Annotated in this window: 22 protein-coding genes and 1 rRNA gene; 21 read left to right on the forward strand and 2 right to left on the reverse strand. The window is 40.1% G+C overall.

The window, feature by feature from the left end:
• The first annotated feature begins 142 nt into the window (after positions 1 to 142).
• The 10 genes from rrf (at position 143) to rsmI (ending at position 6445) form a co-directional block, all read left to right on the forward strand.
• Positions 143 to 257: ribosomal RNA gene (gene rrf / locus H625_RS0111650) — 5S ribosomal RNA — on the forward strand.
• Positions 258 to 373: 116 nt separating this feature from the next.
• Complete coding sequence (locus H625_RS0111655) at positions 374 to 1618, forward strand: Orn/Lys/Arg family decarboxylase (RefSeq protein ID WP_051239090.1); 1245 nt, start codon at positions 374 to 376, stop codon at positions 1616 to 1618.
• Positions 1615 to 2244 (forward strand): dTMP kinase, encoded by a 630-nt coding sequence (tmk, locus tag H625_RS0111660; protein ID WP_026860074.1) that lies wholly within the window; start codon positions 1615 to 1617, stop codon positions 2242 to 2244. Before H625_RS0111655 ends, tmk begins: the two co-directional genes overlap by 4 nt.
• Complete coding sequence (locus H625_RS0111665) at positions 2244 to 2573, forward strand: cyclic-di-AMP receptor (protein ID WP_026860075.1); 330 nt, start codon at positions 2244 to 2246, stop codon at positions 2571 to 2573. The genes tmk and H625_RS0111665 overlap by 1 nt, the downstream gene beginning before the upstream one ends.
• 1 nt (position 2574) lies before the next feature.
• On the forward strand, positions 2575 to 3480 hold the full coding sequence (locus H625_RS0111670) for a hypothetical protein (RefSeq protein WP_026860076.1): 906 nt from the start codon (positions 2575 to 2577) through the stop codon (positions 3478 to 3480).
• 9 nt (positions 3481 to 3489) lie between these two features.
• Entirely contained in the window at positions 3490 to 4299 is an 810-nt protein-coding gene (locus H625_RS0111675) for a PSP1 domain-containing protein (protein WP_026860077.1), read from the forward strand.
• Positions 4299 to 4610: an initiation-control protein YabA gene (locus H625_RS0111680; RefSeq protein ID WP_026860078.1), complete on the forward strand. Its 312-nt coding sequence runs from the start codon at positions 4299 to 4301 to the stop codon at positions 4608 to 4610. Before H625_RS0111675 ends, H625_RS0111680 begins: the two co-directional genes overlap by 1 nt.
• 38 nt (positions 4611 to 4648) lie before the next feature.
• Positions 4649 to 5389, forward strand: coding sequence for a tRNA1(Val) (adenine(37)-N6)-methyltransferase (locus H625_RS0111685; protein ID WP_026860079.1), 741 nt, complete (start codon positions 4649 to 4651; stop codon positions 5387 to 5389).
• Positions 5373 to 5630, forward strand: coding sequence for a GIY-YIG nuclease family protein (locus H625_RS0111690; RefSeq protein WP_035785981.1), 258 nt, complete (start codon positions 5373 to 5375; stop codon positions 5628 to 5630). Before H625_RS0111685 ends, H625_RS0111690 begins: the two co-directional genes overlap by 17 nt.
• Before the next feature lie 2 nt (positions 5631 to 5632).
• On the forward strand, positions 5633 to 6445 hold the full coding sequence (gene rsmI / locus H625_RS0111695) for a 16S rRNA (cytidine(1402)-2'-O)-methyltransferase (protein WP_035785983.1): 813 nt from the start codon (positions 5633 to 5635) through the stop codon (positions 6443 to 6445).
• Between the two features lie 39 nt (positions 6446 to 6484).
• Here rsmI and H625_RS0111700 read toward each other — a convergent pair whose 3' ends face one another.
• Complete coding sequence (locus H625_RS0111700; RefSeq protein WP_026860082.1) at positions 6485 to 6763, reverse strand: transition state genes transcriptional regulator AbrB; 279 nt, start codon at positions 6761 to 6763, stop codon at positions 6485 to 6487.
• 225 nt (positions 6764 to 6988) lie between these two features.
• Between H625_RS0111700 and metG the strand changes: the two genes are divergently transcribed.
• The 7 genes from metG to H625_RS0111735 all read left to right on the forward strand — a co-directional run bounded on the left by metG (position 6989) and on the right by H625_RS0111735 (position 13402).
• Entirely contained in the window at positions 6989 to 8953 is a 1965-nt protein-coding gene (gene metG / locus H625_RS0111705; protein ID WP_026860083.1) for a methionine--tRNA ligase, read from the forward strand.
• A gap of 16 nt (positions 8954 to 8969) precedes the next feature.
• Positions 8970 to 9734, forward strand: coding sequence for a TatD family hydrolase (locus H625_RS0111710; protein ID WP_026860084.1), 765 nt, complete (start codon positions 8970 to 8972; stop codon positions 9732 to 9734).
• A gap of 117 nt (positions 9735 to 9851) precedes the next feature.
• Complete coding sequence (gene rnmV / locus H625_RS0111715) at positions 9852 to 10406, forward strand: ribonuclease M5 (protein ID WP_026860085.1); 555 nt, start codon at positions 9852 to 9854, stop codon at positions 10404 to 10406.
• The gene (gene rsmA, locus H625_RS0111720; protein ID WP_026860086.1) at positions 10406 to 11290 is read left to right on the forward strand and encodes a 16S rRNA (adenine(1518)-N(6)/adenine(1519)-N(6))-dimethyltransferase RsmA; all 885 of its coding nucleotides are present in this window, start codon (positions 10406 to 10408) and stop codon (positions 11288 to 11290) included. The genes rnmV and rsmA overlap by 1 nt, the downstream gene beginning before the upstream one ends.
• Before the next feature lie 75 nt (positions 11291 to 11365).
• Complete coding sequence (locus H625_RS0111725) at positions 11366 to 11632, forward strand: Veg family protein (RefSeq protein ID WP_026860087.1); 267 nt, start codon at positions 11366 to 11368, stop codon at positions 11630 to 11632.
• A 115-nt stretch (positions 11633 to 11747) separates the two neighbouring features.
• A complete protein-coding gene (locus H625_RS0111730) occupies positions 11748 to 12842 on the forward strand; it encodes an LLM class flavin-dependent oxidoreductase (protein ID WP_371814449.1) in 1095 nt (364 codons plus the stop codon).
• Positions 12839 to 13402, forward strand: a complete 564-nt coding sequence (locus H625_RS0111735) for an NADPH-dependent FMN reductase (protein WP_026860089.1) — start codon at positions 12839 to 12841, stop codon at positions 13400 to 13402. The genes H625_RS0111730 and H625_RS0111735 overlap by 4 nt, the downstream gene beginning before the upstream one ends.
• A 48-nt stretch (positions 13403 to 13450) precedes the next feature.
• On the opposite strand, the gene H625_RS0111740 is transcribed toward H625_RS0111735, so the two are convergent.
• Entirely contained in the window at positions 13451 to 14014 is a 564-nt protein-coding gene (locus H625_RS0111740) for an NADPH-dependent FMN reductase (RefSeq protein ID WP_026860090.1), read from the reverse strand.
• Between the two features lie 173 nt (positions 14015 to 14187).
• Between H625_RS0111740 and H625_RS0111745 the strand changes: the two genes are divergently transcribed.
• The 4 genes from H625_RS0111745 (at position 14188) to H625_RS0111760 (ending at position 17543) form a co-directional block, all read left to right on the forward strand.
• Positions 14188 to 15093, forward strand: coding sequence for a LytTR family DNA-binding domain-containing protein (locus H625_RS0111745; protein WP_035785985.1), 906 nt, complete (start codon positions 14188 to 14190; stop codon positions 15091 to 15093).
• Positions 15094 to 15110: 17 nt separating this feature from the next.
• Positions 15111 to 15812, forward strand: a complete 702-nt coding sequence (locus H625_RS0111750; protein WP_026860092.1) for a hypothetical protein — start codon at positions 15111 to 15113, stop codon at positions 15810 to 15812.
• 174 nt (positions 15813 to 15986) lie between these two features.
• Positions 15987 to 16832 (forward strand): ABC transporter ATP-binding protein, encoded by an 846-nt coding sequence (locus tag H625_RS0111755; RefSeq protein ID WP_156897240.1) that lies wholly within the window; start codon positions 15987 to 15989, stop codon positions 16830 to 16832.
• Entirely contained in the window at positions 16833 to 17543 is a 711-nt protein-coding gene (locus H625_RS0111760; RefSeq protein WP_026860094.1) for an ABC transporter permease, read from the forward strand.
• The last annotated feature ends 61 nt before the right edge of the window (positions 17544 to 17604 follow it).

Below are 17604 nucleotides of genomic sequence, written 5' to 3' on the forward strand. Positions count from 1 at the left end.
CGTGTAAGTGTGGCAACACATTCAGCGGACAAATACTAATCCATCGATGACTTATTCAAATGTAACATCAGAAATTAAAAGAGTGCGTTCACTCTTCTCGATACTTCTATCCGGTTTTGAATGTATATACATTCACTAATAGTCTGGCGGCGATGGCGGAGAGGCCACACCTGTTCCCATGTCGAACACAGCAGTTAAGCTCTCCAGCGCCGATGGTAGTTGGACTGACGTCCCGCAAGAGTAGGACGCTGCCAGGCGATTACATAAGATTTACAAAATGGATGCGATGAGCCGCATTGAGACCTTTCGAGGTCTCTTTTTTTTGTTCTTTTTTATATAGTATAATAACGGTATAACTTTAATGGAGGTATATATGTCTCTTATTAATAAATTAAAAGGACTTCATAGTGAAGGTATTATATCAATGCATGTACCGGGGCATAAAAATAATACAATTGGAAAGCTGACAGATATAATTAAGCCGGAATATGACTTAACTGAAATACCGGGGCTTGATGATTTGCATGATCCTGCTGAGATATTGAAAGAACTCAATGACAAGCTGTCATTAAAACGAGAAGGATATTATGCACAAGCAATGGTGAACGGAACAACAAATGGGATCATCTCCAGTATCTATGCACTGAATGAAACTGTAAGTCATTTTTACATTGTCGGAGAAGCACATAAGTCTGTATATCACGGAGTCTCATTAGTGAATGCATCCTACAGTATTATTTCTATAGAAGAACTTTATAAAGTTAAGGTGAAGAATACATGTGTAATATTCACATCTCCCTCATACACAGGGACTCTTGTTAAGAATATAGGAGAGCATATAAATTTTATCAGAAATAATAAAGCTTTTAGTATTATAGATGCAGCGCACGGTGCACATTTATCTATTACAGAGAACTTTAAGGAATCTCTGCTGACATCAGAGGCGGATGCAGTAATTGAGTCATATCACAAAATGCTCCCCGCATTGACGATGGCATCAGTTTTGTTTACTAAAGACTTAGATTTGCACCAGCGTATTATGCATTACATTAATCAGTTTGAAACATCGAGTCCGTCTTATCTTGTACTGGCATCTATTGAATATGCACAGGAGTTTTATAACAATTATGATGACACTGTGTTCTTTAAAAAAAGAACAGTTTTAATTAATCATCTGAAAGAGTACGGGATTAAGGTGGCTGAACCGGATGATCCTGGAAAACTCATGTTGACGTCATCAAAGGGCCCGTATAACCTTGAACGCAGTTTAAGGGATGAAGGTATATATTCGGAGATGGTTACAGAAGAAGGTGTGCTGTGGTGCTTGCCGCTGTGGCACGAAGATGACAGCTATCCTTTTAAAGAACTGCTCGATAAAATTACAAAATTAACGCCGGCAGCAGACAATACTGCCGAGATTAAAAATATCGCTGTCCTCGAAGGTAAGATATGTCTTGAAAATATCGTACCTTATCCACCGGGAGTACCACTTGTATTAAAAGGAAATGTGATTACCAGCGGGGATATTAAAAGGATAAAGCACTATCAAGTTAATCATGTTAAAATAGAGGGTATAGATTACAACATCAATTATTATATGAATGAGGCAGAATTATGAGTTACTTCATCACTTTTGAAGGTCCTGAAGGATCTGGGAAAACAACGGTTATAGAACGTATCAGAACATTATTATCGGACTCGTATGAAGTTGTAAAAACACGGGAGCCCGGCGGTATACCAATCAGCGAAAAAATTCGTGACGTACTGCTGACTAAAGGACATGAAATGGATGGCCGTACGGAGGCGCTGCTTTTTGCAGCATCGCGCCGACAGCATTTGGTGGAACGTGTGATACCGGCACTTGAGACAGGAAAAATTGTACTCTGCGACCGTTTCGTCGACAGTTCGTTAGCTTATCAGGGCATTGCCCGCGGCATTGGATTTGATGATATAATGGCGATAAATAAATTCGCCATTGAAACTCATATGCCTGACTTAACAATTTACTTAAAGCTGGCGCCGGAAACAGGCTTAGAGAGAATCCGCGATAATGCACGTGAAAACAATCGTCTGGATGAAGAAACTATAGACTTTCATAAAAAAGTAGTCTTGGGTTATAATGAGTTATCGGAGTTATACCCGAACAGAATTAAAGTTGTTGATGCAGCTCAGTCTATCGATAGCGTTGTCAGTGATACATTAAATATTATAAATACTTATATACAATCTAGAGGTGAAGAATAATGAAAATGGTAATAGCTATTGTCCAGGACCATGACAGCCAAAGATTAAATGATAAATTAACAAAAAATGATTTCCGTAATACGAAACTCGCTTCCACAGGCGGTTTCCTGCGTGCGGGTAACACTACGTTCCTATGTGGTGTGGAAGATGCACGTGTGGACGATCTTCTTAAACTGATCGACGATACTTGCGGAAACCGCGAGCAGACTGTTGCCCCGGTTACGCCAATGGGCGGAAATGCGGATTCTTATATTCCTTATCCGGTTGAAGTTGAAGTCGGCGGCGCTACTGTATTTGTTTTACCGATAGAACAATTCGAAAGATTTTAAGATGAATAACAGTATTGTAGAGAAACAATTATTAAAAATTATCGAGAACAATAAGCTGAGTCATACTTATATGTTCGAAGGTGATGCAATAGAAACATTGCGCAAATACAGCAAATTTTTTGCGCTGCATATTTTCGGCAGCAATACACGTAATGAGATGCTGATAGATTCAGGCAATCATCCGGATTTATATTATTTATCGACAGCTGAAAACACGATTAAGAAAGAAGAAATCGAACAGCTGGTCCGCCAGATGAACCAGAAACCAATAGAGTCTGATTACAAAGTGTATATTATTGAGCAGTTTGAAAAGCTGACTCCGCAAGCCGAAAACAGTATACTCAAATTTTTAGAAGAACCGCCTGAAAAAACAATAGCAATTTTATTAACGATTAATAAAAGCGGCATACTGCCTACGATTCATTCGAGAAGCCAGCATATCCATATCCAGGGAGAAGACGGTGACCGTGAGGATTCACTGCCTAACTTAAGTGAAGCTGAAACTAAAACCGTCAATGCTCTTGCACTGAACGCGCATCACGTCAATGAGATGGCTGATAAATTCAGTGAGATGCGGAATGAAGCAATGAGCTTCGGGACGCGCTGGATACATAATCATCCGCTTGTTTTAATCGATGCAAAAAAGTTAGTCGATATTTGTGATGATCGAAAAGACTATGAAATGATGCTGCAGCTCCTTGCCGGATTTATCCGTCAGGCACTGCATAAGACTATCGGTCTGGATAATTTTAAACCGTTCGAAACACCAATGCCGACAGGTAATGATGTCAATACGGTTAAATTGACACGGATGCTCGAAGAGATTCAAAAAGCGAACCAGCTGCTATCATTTAACGTTAATCCAATGCTTGTTTTTGAAGGTATGGTCATAGGTGCGAAAGGTTGATGAATAAATATGCTTAAAATCATCAAGGTCACGCAACTTGATTATTACGATAATCTGTACATCACATGCAGTGATGATTCCATAGAACGCGGCGATTATATTGTCGGAGAAACAAAAAGAGGCCTCGAACTGCTAAACGTAGTGAAAGGAACTTATGAAATTCCAAAAGACAATATTGTTGAACCCGATGGTAAATTTCTTCGTCTGGCAACTGAAGAAGACTTAATGAAATTTAAAGCGAATGAAGATAAATCTGAAACTGCAATGGAGTTTTGTGCCAATGCGATTAAAGATGAAAAACTTGATATGAATCTGGTGAATGCTAAATTCACTCTCGATATGAAGAAACTCATTTTTAACTTTACTGCAGATGACAGAGTAGACTTCAGATCGCTTGTCAGAATACTTGCGACACGTTTTAAAACACGTATCGAACTGCGTCAGATTGGTGTCAGGGATGAAGCGAAGTATCTGGGCGGGATTGGTCCCTGCGGCCGTGCCCACTGCTGTTCAACGTTTTTAGGAGACTTTGTACCAGTAAGTATCCAAATGGCGAAGAACCAGGATTTATCGCTTTCTCCAAGTAAAATATCAGGAGCATGCGGACGACTGATGTGCTGCTTAAATTACGAAGACGAATATTACGAAGATGCACGTATAAAACTGCCTGATGTCGGTGCGAAAGTAAAAACACCGGCGGGTATCGGCAAAGTAATCGGTATTAACATACTGGATCTTGCTGTCAGAGTTAAAGGTTCAGACGATTATATTGAAGAGTACGGAGAAGAAGATATTGATAAACTAGAGGTTGTGAATTAATGGATCGTGAAAAACTGTTCCTCCATATTCAGCAGCTTGAACGCAACATCAAAATGATGGATGAAGAAGTGCAGACACTGAAAGAACTTACCGTAAAACTGGTCGAAGAAAATGTCAGTTTGGAACTTGAAAAAGAAAATTATGAGCAGCTTTTAAATGATAAAGAAACAGCAGATTCACCATTTAAGGAAAACTCATTAAAAAGTTTATACGATGAAGGATTTCATGTATGCAGCATTCATTTTGGTACACACAGGCACGGAGACGACTGTTTATTCTGCCAGGCATTTTTTAATGAAAGACAAAGTTAAAGCAGCGATCAGCTGCTTTTCTTTTTGGAGTGAAATCAATGTTAAAACCACATGAACGGATAGACGAACTGTACAGGGAAAATATGCGTATTATTCAAAGCAGTGAAACTTTTTCATTTTCCGTCGATGCACTGCTGCTCGGCAATTTTGTGAAAGTAAATAAACGCGATAATAAAATTATGGATTTGTGCAGCGGAAACGGAATTATTCCTTTGCTGCTATCTCATCGCGTGAATCAGCTGATCGATGCTGTTGAAATACAGGGTGTGCTCGTTGATATGGCGGAGCGCAGCATTCAAATGAATGAAAAGACGAACCAGATTACAATGTATAATCTTGATATTAAAGCGCTTAAAACTTCCATGGAACATTCTTCGTATGATGTGATTACAGTTAATCCGCCTTATTTTACAAGCAACCAGCCGTTAAAAGATAAAGGGCATCAGAGTATCGCAAGACATGAACTGCATATTGATTTAAAAGGTATCGTCGAGGCATGCCGTTATTTAATAACGAACAAAGGACGACTGTATATGGTCCACCGTGCAGAACGCAGCGCTGAAGTGTTTACTGAGCTGCATAACCATGGATTCAGAGTCAGGCGGGTGCAGTATGTCTATAATGATATAAACAGTAAAAATGCGATGTTTATCGTGCTGGAAGCAATATTTAATTCAAATGCTTACGCCGATATACTGCCTCCGTTTTATATTTATAATGCGGATAAAACTTATTCGGATGAAATGCTTGAGGTGTATTACGGTGACGACAGAGGATAAGAGATATTATGTCTATATTATCGAATGCAGCGACAACAGCCTGTATACTGGCTATACAACGGATATAGATGCGCGCATAACAACGCACAATGAAGGCCTTGGTGCGAAATACACACGTGGCAGACTTCCTGTCTCGCTGCGTTACATAGAAGTATTTGATTCAAAAAGCGGCGCGCTGAAACGTGAGTATGCGATTAAGCAGCTGACTAAAAAACAGAAATTATCATTAATTGGAGGATAATAATGTTATATATTACCGGGACGCCGATAGGCAATTTAGATGATATGTCATACAGAGCGATAAAAACGCTTAAAGAAGCTGATGTAATTCTTTGCGAAGATACACGAATCACACGTAAATTAACAACTCACTTCGAGATTGATACACCGCTTAAAAGTTATCATGATTTTAATAAAGAAGAAGTGACGGAATCTATTATAGAAGATATCCAGAATGGTAAAACTTATGCACTTGTGACCGATGCGGGCATGCCCGTAATATCAGATCCCGGTTTTGAACTCGTCAGCCGCATGCAGGATGAAAACCTGCCTTACAGCGTTATTCCTGCAGCTTCTGCTTTTACGATGGCACTTGTCGCGAGCGGAATCGCCAGCTACGAATTTACGTACTTTGGATTTCTGCCGAAGAGTTCATCTAAACAAAGAGAGAAACTATCTGAAATAATGCATCATAAATTTACAGCAGTGCTGTATGAATCACCGCACAGAATGAAAAATCTGATGACGGAAATAAGTAACATCGACAGCAGCAGAATCGTCAGTGTATCGAGAGAAATCACGAAGAAATTTGAGCAGCATGTCAGAGGCACAGCTGATGAATTATTATCAAAACTGGATAATGATATTCCATTAAAAGGTGAATTTGTCGTAGTTATAGATAGATATGAAGAAGAACAAGCTGAATTTACCGGTACGCCTAAAGAGCATGTGACCGAACTTGTAGAAGAGGGCATGCGCCCAAAAGATGCAATAAAACTCGTCGCGGAACTGCGTGGGTTGAAAAAGCAGGAAGTGTACGATGTGTTTCATAAATAAAAAGCCATGAATGAAATATTCACGGCTTAATACATGCAACTATTTATTAATTTTTCTTTGAATTTCTTTGATTAGCTGATCTGCGCCTTCTTTGCTGAGGACGATTTTACCATCAGCAAGTGACAAGTTGTCATCTGACACATCGCCGGTTACTGCACAAGTCATACGCGGCTGGTATTTTTTCAAAATAATTTTATCGTCATCTGTGAAAATCTCCAGTGCATCTTTGACTTCGATATCGAGTACGCGACGCAGTTCAATTGGAATAACAACGCGTCCAAGTTCGTCGACTTTACGCACAATTCCAGTAGATTTCATTAGTGATTCCTCCTACATAGTTAACCAAAATATAATGGATGATATCCAACTCGTGAAATATAAAACAGCAGAAAACAAAAAATATAAGCTGTGAAACTATTGTCGGAAATTGGATATTCATGACTATAGCACAAAAATAATGGGAAAACTATTAAAAACTGTTCAGAATTGAAAAACATACATAAATTAGATATATTAGATAAGTATATTATAGGAGGATGTCCCATGACTAAACCAACATTTTATATCACTACGCCAATTTATTATCCGAGTGGAAAGCTTCATATCGGAAACGCATATACTACAATTGCATGTGATGTAATGGCACGTTATAAACGCCTTAGAGGCTTTGACGTATACTACCTGACAGGTACTGACGAACACGGTCAGAAGATAGAACAGAAAGCTGACGACATGGGGATTTCACCTCAGACCTACGTCGATGACATGGCTCAGAATATGAAAGATTTATGGAAGTCTTTAGATATTACTTACGATCAGTTTATCCGTACGACAAGCGATAAACATAAAGCAGCTGTCCAGTACATATTCGAACGTCTGCTTGAGCAGGGCGATATTTACCTTGGTGAATATGAAGGCTGGTATTCTGTACAGGATGAGGAATTCTTTACAGAAACACAGCTCGACGAAGTTTACCGCGATGAAGACGGTAAAATGATTGGCGGAAGAGCCCCGAGCGGACACGATGTCGAACTGGTTAAAGAAGAGAGTTATTTCTTCAGAATGAGCAAGTACTCAGACCGTCTTGTGAAGTATTATGAAGATAACCCTGATTTCATTCAGCCGGAAGCACGTAAGAACGAAATGCTGAACAACTTTATTAAACCGGGACTTGAAGACCTCGCTGTATCGAGAACGACATTCAAATGGGGTGTACCGGTTCAATCGGACCCTAAACATGTTGTTTACGTATGGATTGATGCATTGGCAAACTATATTACAGCACTCGGCTACTCGACAGATGAAGACGAGCTGTTTAAAAAATACTGGCCGGCAGATGTGCACATGATCGGTAAGGAAATCGTAAGATTCCATGCAATTTACTGGCCGATTATGCTGATGGCGCTTGACTTGCCGCTGCCAAAAAAATTACTCGGACACGGCTGGCTCTTAATGAAAGACGGCAAGATGTCGAAATCTAAAGGGAACGTTATTTACCCTGATCAGATTGTTGAACGCTATGGTCTCGACTCACTCCGCTATTACTTAATGCGCGAAGTGCCTTTCGGTTCTGACGGCGTATTTACACCGGAGTCATTTATCGAACGTACGAACTTTGACCTGGCAAACGATCTTGGCAACCTGGTTAACCGTACAATTTCGATGATTAACAAATACTTCGACGGACATGTGCCAGCGTACACAGGCTCGCATACCGATTTTGATAAAAGTCTTGAAACTGCAGTGAAAGACAGTGTTTTGGAATATGAAACTGCAATGGAAAAAATGCAGTTCAGCCATGCTTTAAGAGCAGTGTGGACGATTATCGGACGCTCGAACAAGTACATCGATGAAACTGCACCCTGGGTGCTGGCGAAAGATGAAGCGAACAAAGAAGCATTAGAGAATGTGATGGTTCACTTAGCGGAAAATATCCGTATCGCAGCGGTGCTGTTAAGCCCGTATCTGCCGCACGGACCAAAAGAAATCTTTAAGCAGCTGAATATTACTGATGAGAACCAGCAGACTTATGAATCAGTATTAAACTACGGTACTGTAAAACCTGCCGGACAGCTGACTAAACCGACACCAATTTATCCAAGACTGGATGTTGAAGAAGAAGTGACGCACATTAAAGAACAGATGCGTCCGCCAGCAGCTGAAGAAGAGCCGGAAGAAGCGGCTGAAAAAATTACAATTGATGACTTTAACAAAGTAGAAATTAAAGTTGCGACTGTTATTGCAGCTGAAGCTGTGAAAAAAGCGAAAAAACTGCTGAAAATTCAAGTGGATTTAGGCACTGAAGAACGTCAGATTGTCTCAGGTATTCACGAGCATTATGAACCGGGAGATATTATCGGCAAGAAAGTACTTGTCGTGACGAATCTGAAGCCTGTAAACCTGCGCGGTGAAAAATCAGAAGGAATGATTTTAACAGCAGAAAAAGGCAGCCGTTTAACGTTAATCGATGTGCCTGACGGCATTGAAAACGGCAGTGTTGTAAAATAAATCAAGGAGTGATTATGTGTTAATCGATACACACGTACATCTGAATGCACAACAGTACGACGAAGATCTTGAAGAAGTTATTGCACGTGCACGTGAGAACGGTCTCGAGAAAATGGTCGTTATCGGCTGTGACCGTAAGTCGATTGAACGCACGATGGAACTCATTGAAGCATACGATGATATTTACGGTGTTATCGGCTGGCATCCGGTAGATGCAATCGACTGTACCGACGAAGATCTCCAGTGGATTGAAGAATTATCCGCTCATGAGAAAATTGTCGGCATTGGTGAAACCGGTCTGGATTACCACTGGGATAAATCACCGAAAGATGTGCAGAAAAAGTTATTCAGACGTCAGCTGGCACTTGCTAAACGTGTCGGTCTGCCGATTATTATTCACAACCGTGAGTCGACGGAAGATTGTATGGAAATTCTGAAAGAGGAAAATGCACATGAAATCGGCGGTATTATGCATGCGTTCAGTGCAGATGAAAAAACTGCCGATGAAATAATTGCTATGAACTTCTATGTATCGCTTGGCGGCCCTGTGACATTTAAAAATGCAAAACTGCCAAAAGACATGGCTGTTCATGTACCGCTCGACCGCTTACTGGTTGAAACGGATGCCCCTTATTTAACACCGCATCCATTCCGCGGTAGACGGAATGAACCGGCACATGTAAAACTGGTGGCCGAGAAAATTGCTGAGCTCCGCGGGATGAGTTATGAAGAACTTGCAAGTGCAACGACAGAGAATGCAAAGAGATTATATAACATCTAAAATGAAAGTGTTTCACTTTGACTTTGGTTGAGGTGAAGCACTTTTTTTGTCGTCTTCGAAGATAAGAAATATAAAAATATGGTATGATACTTAACGAGGTATATGAGGTGAAGATGTATGGAAAAACCTGTGATTAAAGAAATTATTGTCGTTGAAGGCAGAGATGATACACGCAGATTAAAAGAAGCGGTTGTCTGTGAAACGATTGAAACGAACGGATCTGCAATTAATGAACGGACACTGGAAGAAATTGAAGTTGCGTTAAACACACGCGGCGCAATTATTTTTACAGATCCTGATTTCCCCGGCCATAAAATAAGAAATACGATTATTGAACGTTTCCCTAATATTAAAGAGGCGTTTTTGCCAAAACATAAAGCGCTCGGGCATAATAGTGTCGGCGTAGAGCATGCCCGTCTTGACGATATCAGAGCAGCACTCGAAAACTGCCAGACGAGCCAGCAAATCGAAGAAGAACTGATTACAATTCAGGATATGCAGTATTTACGCTTATCCGGTAATGCCGCCGCCAAAGAGCGCCGTGAGTATTTAACGGAACAGCTGAATATCGGTTATGCAAACGCAACACAGCTGCGTAAAAAACTGAATCGTTACAGTATCTCACCTGAAAAAGTTGCAGAAATATTAAATGAGCTGGAAGTGAATAAGTGATGAAACATATTTCCACTGTAGGACGTACTAAAGAAATACTCGATAAACACCATTTTAAATTTAAGAAAAGTCTCGGACAAAACTTTTTAATCGATTCCAACGTCATTAAAGAAGTTATTCATAAAGCGGATATTAATGAAAATACAGGAGTTATCGAAGTTGGCCCGGGAATTGGCTCACTGACGGAGCACCTCGCAATCAGTGCGAAAAAAGTACTGGCTTTTGAAATTGATCAGCGTTTGATTCCTGTACTCGATGATACGTTAAGTGCATACGACAATGTTAAAGTAATCAATGAGGATATACTGGAAGCAGATGTTCCGGCCCGGATAAAAGAATATTTGAGCGATTGCGATGATATCGTTGTTGTAGCGAACCTGCCGTATTACATTACGACACCAATACTGATGAATTTCCTGACTGCGCATTTACCAATCTCACGTTATTATGTAATGATGCAGAAAGAAGTCGGAGAACGTATCAGCGCATCACCGAATTCTAAGGCGTACGGTTCTTTATCGATTGCGATTGATTATTATACTGAAGCTAAAACCGTGCAGAATGTACCGAGAACAGTATTCATGCCTCCCCCGAACGTCGATTCTATTATCGTTGAGCTGAAGACTCGGCCCGAAAGAAAAATTGAAGTGGATGATGAAGACACTTTCTTCAAATTAACAAGAGGTGCTTTTATCCACCGGCGTAAAACGATTTTAAATAATTATCAGACGCTGTTTGCTGATGGAAAACAAAGGAAAGATGATATCAGAGCGCTGTTTGAAGAGGCTGGTATTGAGCCTGTCCGCCGCGGTGAAAGTTTATCGCTTGAAGATTATAAAGAAATTTACGATGCTTTCAAGAAAAGCGACTTGGATTTCGCTTAAAAATATTCAGAAATTGGCTAATTTTTGACAGAATTATGTAAACTTGCTATAATGGACTTAGTGAGGTGGGGTATAATGCCAAAAACATTAATCGACATCAAAAAGATTCTTGATTGTCAGTTAGGAAATCCATGTGTACTTCGTGCAAACGGAGGCCGCAAGAAGTTGATTGAAAGAAAAGGTATTTTAAGAGAAACATATCCATCGATTTTCGTAGTCGAGCTAGATCAAGACGAGCATAATTTTGAGCGTGTATCTTATACATACACAGATGTACTTACATCAAATGTAGAGGTAACTTTCTATAACGACGATTTTACAGAAGAATTTTTAATTCAATAACATAAAACAAAAAAACCATCCGAAAGGATGGTTTTTTTGTTTTATGAGCGGATATTGAGCATGCCAGTTTAAATATATATATGATTAACATTATATAATAGATGGAGTGTGACTTATGAAAAACAATAATCCTCATATCATGCCTAAAATTGATAAAAGCAAAGGACTTGAATTTGGTCTGTATACGCTCGGAGATCATTTGCCGAATCCGCATACAGGAAAAAGAATTCCTGCAAGTCAGCGTATTAAAGAAATTATTGAAACTGCGGAATACGCAGAGCAGGCCGGGATCGATACGTTTCAGGTCGGAGAATCCCATCAGGACTATTTTGCATCCCAGGCTCATATGATTATTTTATCGGCAATTGCACAGGCAACTAAGAAGATAAAAATCGCCTCCGGCTCAACGATTATCAGTACGTCGGATCCTGTGCGTGTGTTTGAAGATGCGTCTACAATCGATTTAATCTCGGGCGGGCGTATGGAAGTTATCGCAGGCCGTGCTTCTCGTGTCGGATTGTATGAACTGCTCGGCTATAACCTGAATGATTATGAAGCTTTGTTCGAAGAGAAATTTGAACTTTTATTAAATATAAATGAAAATGAGTATGTGAACTGGAGCGGTGAATTCCGCGAGCCGTTAAATAATGCCCACGTTATTCCGCGTCCTGAAAATAATGAGAACGGTTTGCCGATATGGCGTGCGGTCGGCGGTTCAATGGCTTCTGCTCATAAAGCAGGACTTGCCGGAGTTCCGATGTATCAGGCACATTTAGGCGGACCGGCTGATGCCTTTAAGAGCCGTATTGATTTATACCGCCAGACAGCAGCTGAAGCAGGGTATGATAGAGAAGCATTGCCTGTAGCAACAGCAGGCTTCTTCTTTACACACGATGACACATTGGAAGCATACAGAAAATACTATCCTCATATTAATGAAGGTATGAAGAAATCAAACGGACAGGGCTTTCCGAAACAGGGCTTCGCACAGGGGCAGGATTATCGCAGTGTGATTAACGTCGGCGATCCGGAACTCATTATCGAAAAAATACTTTATCAGCATGAACTATTTAATCATGACCGTTATATTGCACAGCTCGATTTCGGCGGCGTGACATTAGATGACATTAAAAGTAACATAGACATTATTGGGAATAAAATATTGCCCGCGATTAAAAAATATACAAAACCACAGGGGGAGCAAGAATGAAAACAGTCATCATCAGCGGTTCAGTTGTCGGGAGCAAAACGCGTAAAGCGACGACCGCACTTAAAGAGAAAATTGAATTATTAAATAAACATGAAATAGAGTATATCGATTTAAAAGAATATGACATGCCTTTTAGCGATGGCAGAAATTATTTGGATTACGGAGGGAGTACAACTGAAGCTTTGACTAAAATAATGGAAGCGGATGTTGTATATATCGGTACGCCGATATTCCAGGCGTCAATTCCGGGTCCGTTAAAAAACTTATTTGATCTGCTGCCGCCGAATGCATTTCTGAATAAAACGGTCAGTATGATTATTACTGCCGGCTCACTCAGGCATTATCTGGTACCGGAACAGCAGATGAAACCTATTCTGTCCTATATGAAAGCAAATATTGTACCGGGCTATGTATATATTCTGGATCAGGACTTCAATGCAGAAGGTATTGAGAATGATGATATCATGCTCAGACTGGATGCACTCGTTGACAATACATTTAATAATGCAGAAGCACATAAGACAGTACTTGAAAAATTTGATGATTCATTCGGATTTTAACGAAAAAAGCGTTCAGGATATAATCCTGAACGCTTTTTTAATCTATAATTATCTAATTGTTTTAAGTCCGTTAGACCAGTTAACTGTAGTAGTGATTACAGCTTCGATAGTCGGGGTGTGTAATTCAGCAGGTGCGAATTTAGACATTTCTTCGAAATCAGTGAACAAGCTGAAAGCACCAAATGGTCCAACAGTTGCCATGTTGAAGTTAGAAAGGATCTGACGCAGTGAAAGTGTTGCTGCAACACCTAGAGTTGAACCGTAACCAACGATACCTGCTGCTTTGTTGCCGAATTCAGGTCCGATGTAGTCAAGAAGGTTTTTAAGTGCTGGTGAAATTGCTTTATTGTATTCTGGAGTAACAAAGATGAAACCATCAAGTGAATCAACTTTAGCAGACCAGTTATTAATAACTTCAGAACCGTACTGTTTGTTAGCCATTGCCGGTGGTAAAGCTTCTTTGAATAATGGTGCGTCGTAATCTTTAATGTCGACGATTTCGAATTCAGCACCTGTTTCTAATTTTTCAGCAAAGTCTTTAAGCCACTCTGCAACTTGCATGTTAACACGTGATTCACGTGTACTACCTGTAACGATACCAATTTTAGTCATTATATAATTCCTCCGGTGTGTTATTATAATCAAGTTACATTTTGTAACTATTTATCAATATACAGCATTTCGATATAGAAATAAAGGCCTTTGCTCAATTTTTTTGGATAAATTGTCATGATTACGTTTACATGGTAAATTTAAATAGATTTCATACACTAGGAGCAATAAATATGGATATAGAAATTCAAAAAATAACCGGTCGTCCATCAGAACAAAGACTTAAAATGACCGATAGTGAAAGTCTCGCTGTACAAATACCGTATGAACTCCTCGAATCATTTTCAGGTTCATTACATAATGCTGGGGTACATGTGTTTTCCGGTGAGCCAATGTATTATAAACGGCTGAATTTAAAAGTTCATATTGAATACTTAAGAAAATGGTACAACAGTCCTCTAAAAACCGCAGATTTAATACAGCAGTTTAATATTTCCGATGCTTCTACGAGCCTGTCGAAGCTGAACAGGACGGAAATTCAAAAATTAGATTACATTCATGCACTGCTCAGCGGCAACAAAGACATTGTTTTTATAGATCCTTTTTTAAATACAGTTAATGATAACATTCATTTGTTTCATAAGATGAAAAAACAGCTCATGAATCAAGGGAAATCACTGCTTGTTGCAGCATCCAGACTGGAAGATGCATTTATCGCACAGCCTGATGTTATGAAAATAAATGAACAGGGACTTCATATAGTGGAGACGACGGATAACGCCGATGATGATCCGGATGGAAGCGTGAGTAAAATTAAAGTGAAAGCACACGATAAAACAATCTTCGTTACAATTGAAGATATTGAATATCTGGAGAGCCAGGATGGCAAAGTGTATCTTAATCTCGGCGCGGAGAAGTTCGTGATGGAATCGACGCTGCAAAGTGCTGAAAGCCAGCTCACGCAGCATGGATTTTACCGCTGTCACCGTTCTTATGTAGTGAATCTTCATAAAGTAAAAGAGATTATTACGTGGTCAAAGAATACTTACTCAGTAATTATCGACAACCCGGAAAAATCAAAAATCCCGCTGTCACGCGCAAAATTTAATGAAATTCAGGAGAAACTGGTAAAACTATAAAATAAAAAGGTGACGATATGAATATATATAAAATACGGGCGACGATTTACAGAGATCTGAGGGAGTTTTTAACGAACTATGCGGTACTGATACTGCTCATTATGCCGCCTGCCATGGCTGGCTTATACGGCATGACTCCGCGCCTTGAGGGAACAGAGATACCGGATATTATGATTTTTGTTGTACTTGGCACCGCGCTGTCGGCAATGGCAACAAATATTCCGCTGATGCTGTATGCAGAAGAAAATGAACACGGGACTTTAAAACTTGTGACCCATACGAAGAGTGATCTGATGAACGGCCTTATTGGAAGAAGCATACTGACACTGATCGTCACCGCAGTAGTGACTGTGGTATCCCTCATTATTATAGACGGCTTGTATATCGTCAGCTTTCAAATAATGATTGGGTATACAGCAGCTGCAGTAATATTTTTAAATCTCGGACTGTGGACAGGATTGCTTGCTAAACTGCAGTCAACATCTACAGTTTACGGCGCGATGATTTTATTCTTCCTCGGTATGACACCAATTGTTGAAACATTGAATCTGCCGGCGGGGAATATTATTATTGCTATCGCGGGACTGACTCCCGTGTATCAAATGATGGCGATACATAATAACGCCGGAATAATGCCCTGCGTTATTTTAACGATTTGGCTTATCGCAACAGTATTCCTAGTCTATATTGCGGTGTTGAAGCGTACTAAAACACTGTAGTACAGTTCAGTTGTCTGGAGTACACTTTGAAAATAGACAGGTACAGCAGACATTAAATTTATACAGCTCAATATTGCTTTCCTACAACTCACCGTGATTATATCGCGGTGTTTTTATTTTGCCTGTAAACTTTAGTTAAGACATCAGCAAACAAAATAAATGGAGGTTATCAATATGAGTATGATTCAGGTAGATGGGTTAAAAAAATCATTCGGCAGCGAAGATGCCCTTCGCGGTATTACTTTTAATGTAGAGCGCGGTGAAATATTCGGACTGCTCGGGCCGAGCGGTTCGGGGAAAACAACGACGATTAAAATAATGACAGGTGAATTCAAACCGTCGGGCGGGGATGTTCATGTGAACAGCTACAGCTATAAACAGTTCAGTAAAAACGACTACGTCAGCAGCCTGGGGATTTTATCGGATAAAAGTTCTTTATATGACAGACTGACGGTCAAAGATAACCTGGAGCTGTTCAGGAAGCTCTACAATGCACCAAAAGGGTCGGTCGAGAAAGTGTTAAGAGATGTAGGTCTCGAAAGTGAAATCGATAAAACAGTGTCGAAATTATCGAAAGGGATGAAGCAGAGGATACTGTTATGTAAGGCGGTCATTCACAGACCTGCGATTTTATTCCTGGATGAGCCGACTTCGGCACTCGATCCGACGACAACTGAGAAAATTCACGACATGCTGGAAGAGCTGCGAAATGACGGTACGACAATCTTACTGACGACACATAATATGGATGAAGCGACGCGTCTCTGCGATAACGTCGCATTCTTATATCAGGGTGTAATTCAGGATTCAGGTGCGCCTGTTGACCTACGACATAAATATAAACGCGATGAAGTGCATATTACGTACACTGACGGCACGGTGAAAACAGTAGAGAGAACTGCGAAGAACAAACAGCTGCTTGATAATGTGCTGTTCAACTCAGAAGTTGCCGATGTCAGAACGGATTTCCCGACACTCGGAGAAGTATTTAAAAAAGTAACTGGTAAGGAGCTGGTTTAAATGAACATGACAAGAATGATGGCCATATTTGAAAAAGATCTAAAAGAATTTATGAAAAATATGATGCTGTTTACATCGGTGCTTATTCCGGTACTGATGGCAGTGTTTTTCTCGAGAGTCGGCGTTGGAGCTGGGGCAGAAGGTGAGATGCCTCCAGAAATACTCGGGATTCTGGCAGGTGTTGTCTTCTCGGCAGTAATATTCAGTTCAGTGATGACGATGATTGCTGAAGAAAATGAGAAAGATACGTTAAGAGGACTGCTGCAGTCACCGGCAACAATTATCGATATTATTCTCGGCAAGAGCATGGTGGTTACTTTAATGACAATTATCTCGCTCGTCGCTTCAATTATGATTATCGGTCCTGAAAACTACTGGACGCTGGAAAACATAATCAGCCTTGTATTGACGGGTCTATTTTTCCTGAATATGGGAATTGGACTTGGACTTGTTGTAAAATCAGTCGCTACAACGTCCGTGTATATTATTCCGATTATGTTCATCTTCGGTTTTACACCTTATATAGAAATGCTTATTACAGATCCTGACAGCATAGCGATTAAAATTGCAGAATACTTCCCGATTTATCAGCATATGTTTGTCCTTGAAGGAAACGGCGGAGCGATGGAATTTATCATTCTTGCTGCATGGGTTGCAGTCAGCTTCCTGCTTGTATTGTGGGCATTTAATAAACGTAAAAATGATGAGTAACTAATAATTGCGCACCGGAACCCTAAAGGGGGTCCGGTGTTTTTATTTAATAAACGTCTTC

The sequence above is a fragment of the Jeotgalicoccus psychrophilus DSM 19085 genome (assembly GCF_000425845.1).
Classification (GTDB): domain Bacteria; phylum Bacillota; class Bacilli; order Staphylococcales; family Salinicoccaceae; genus Jeotgalicoccus; species Jeotgalicoccus psychrophilus.

What these genes read in the sequence shown, in the direction of transcription:
- H625_RS0111655 (WP_051239090.1), top strand. Translation starts at nt 374, where the DNA reads ATGTCTCTTATTAATAAATTAAAAGGACTTCATAGTGAAGGTATTATA.
- tmk (WP_026860074.1), top strand. Translation starts at nt 1,615, where the DNA reads ATGAGTTACTTCATCACTTTTGAAGGTCCTGAAGGATCTGGGAAAACA.
- H625_RS0111665 (WP_026860075.1), top strand. Translation starts at nt 2,244, where the DNA reads ATGAAAATGGTAATAGCTATTGTCCAGGACCATGACAGCCAAAGATTA.
- H625_RS0111670 (WP_026860076.1), top strand. Translation starts at nt 2,575, where the DNA reads ATGAATAACAGTATTGTAGAGAAACAATTATTAAAAATTATCGAGAAC.
- H625_RS0111675 (WP_026860077.1), top strand. Translation starts at nt 3,490, where the DNA reads ATGCTTAAAATCATCAAGGTCACGCAACTTGATTATTACGATAATCTG.
- H625_RS0111680 (WP_026860078.1), top strand. Translation starts at nt 4,299, where the DNA reads ATGGATCGTGAAAAACTGTTCCTCCATATTCAGCAGCTTGAACGCAAC.
- H625_RS0111685 (WP_026860079.1), top strand. Translation starts at nt 4,649, where the DNA reads ATGTTAAAACCACATGAACGGATAGACGAACTGTACAGGGAAAATATG.
- rsmI (WP_035785983.1), top strand. Translation starts at nt 5,633, where the DNA reads ATGTTATATATTACCGGGACGCCGATAGGCAATTTAGATGATATGTCA.
- H625_RS0111700 (WP_026860082.1), bottom strand. Translation starts at nt 6,763, where the DNA reads ATGAAATCTACTGGAATTGTGCGTAAAGTCGACGAACTTGGACGCGTT.
- metG (WP_026860083.1), top strand. Translation starts at nt 6,989, where the DNA reads ATGACTAAACCAACATTTTATATCACTACGCCAATTTATTATCCGAGT.
- rnmV (WP_026860085.1), top strand. Translation starts at nt 9,852, where the DNA reads ATGGAAAAACCTGTGATTAAAGAAATTATTGTCGTTGAAGGCAGAGAT.
- rsmA (WP_026860086.1), top strand. Translation starts at nt 10,406, where the DNA reads ATGAAACATATTTCCACTGTAGGACGTACTAAAGAAATACTCGATAAA.
- H625_RS0111725 (WP_026860087.1), top strand. Translation starts at nt 11,366, where the DNA reads ATGCCAAAAACATTAATCGACATCAAAAAGATTCTTGATTGTCAGTTA.
- H625_RS0111730 (WP_371814449.1), top strand. Translation starts at nt 11,748, where the DNA reads ATGAAAAACAATAATCCTCATATCATGCCTAAAATTGATAAAAGCAAA.
- H625_RS0111735 (WP_026860089.1), top strand. Translation starts at nt 12,839, where the DNA reads ATGAAAACAGTCATCATCAGCGGTTCAGTTGTCGGGAGCAAAACGCGT.
- H625_RS0111740 (WP_026860090.1), bottom strand. Translation starts at nt 14,014, where the DNA reads ATGACTAAAATTGGTATCGTTACAGGTAGTACACGTGAATCACGTGTT.
- H625_RS0111745 (WP_035785985.1), top strand. Translation starts at nt 14,188, where the DNA reads ATGGATATAGAAATTCAAAAAATAACCGGTCGTCCATCAGAACAAAGA.
- H625_RS0111750 (WP_026860092.1), top strand. Translation starts at nt 15,111, where the DNA reads ATGAATATATATAAAATACGGGCGACGATTTACAGAGATCTGAGGGAG.
- H625_RS0111755 (WP_156897240.1), top strand. Translation starts at nt 15,987, where the DNA reads ATGAGTATGATTCAGGTAGATGGGTTAAAAAAATCATTCGGCAGCGAA.
- H625_RS0111760 (WP_026860094.1), top strand. Translation starts at nt 16,833, where the DNA reads ATGAACATGACAAGAATGATGGCCATATTTGAAAAAGATCTAAAAGAA.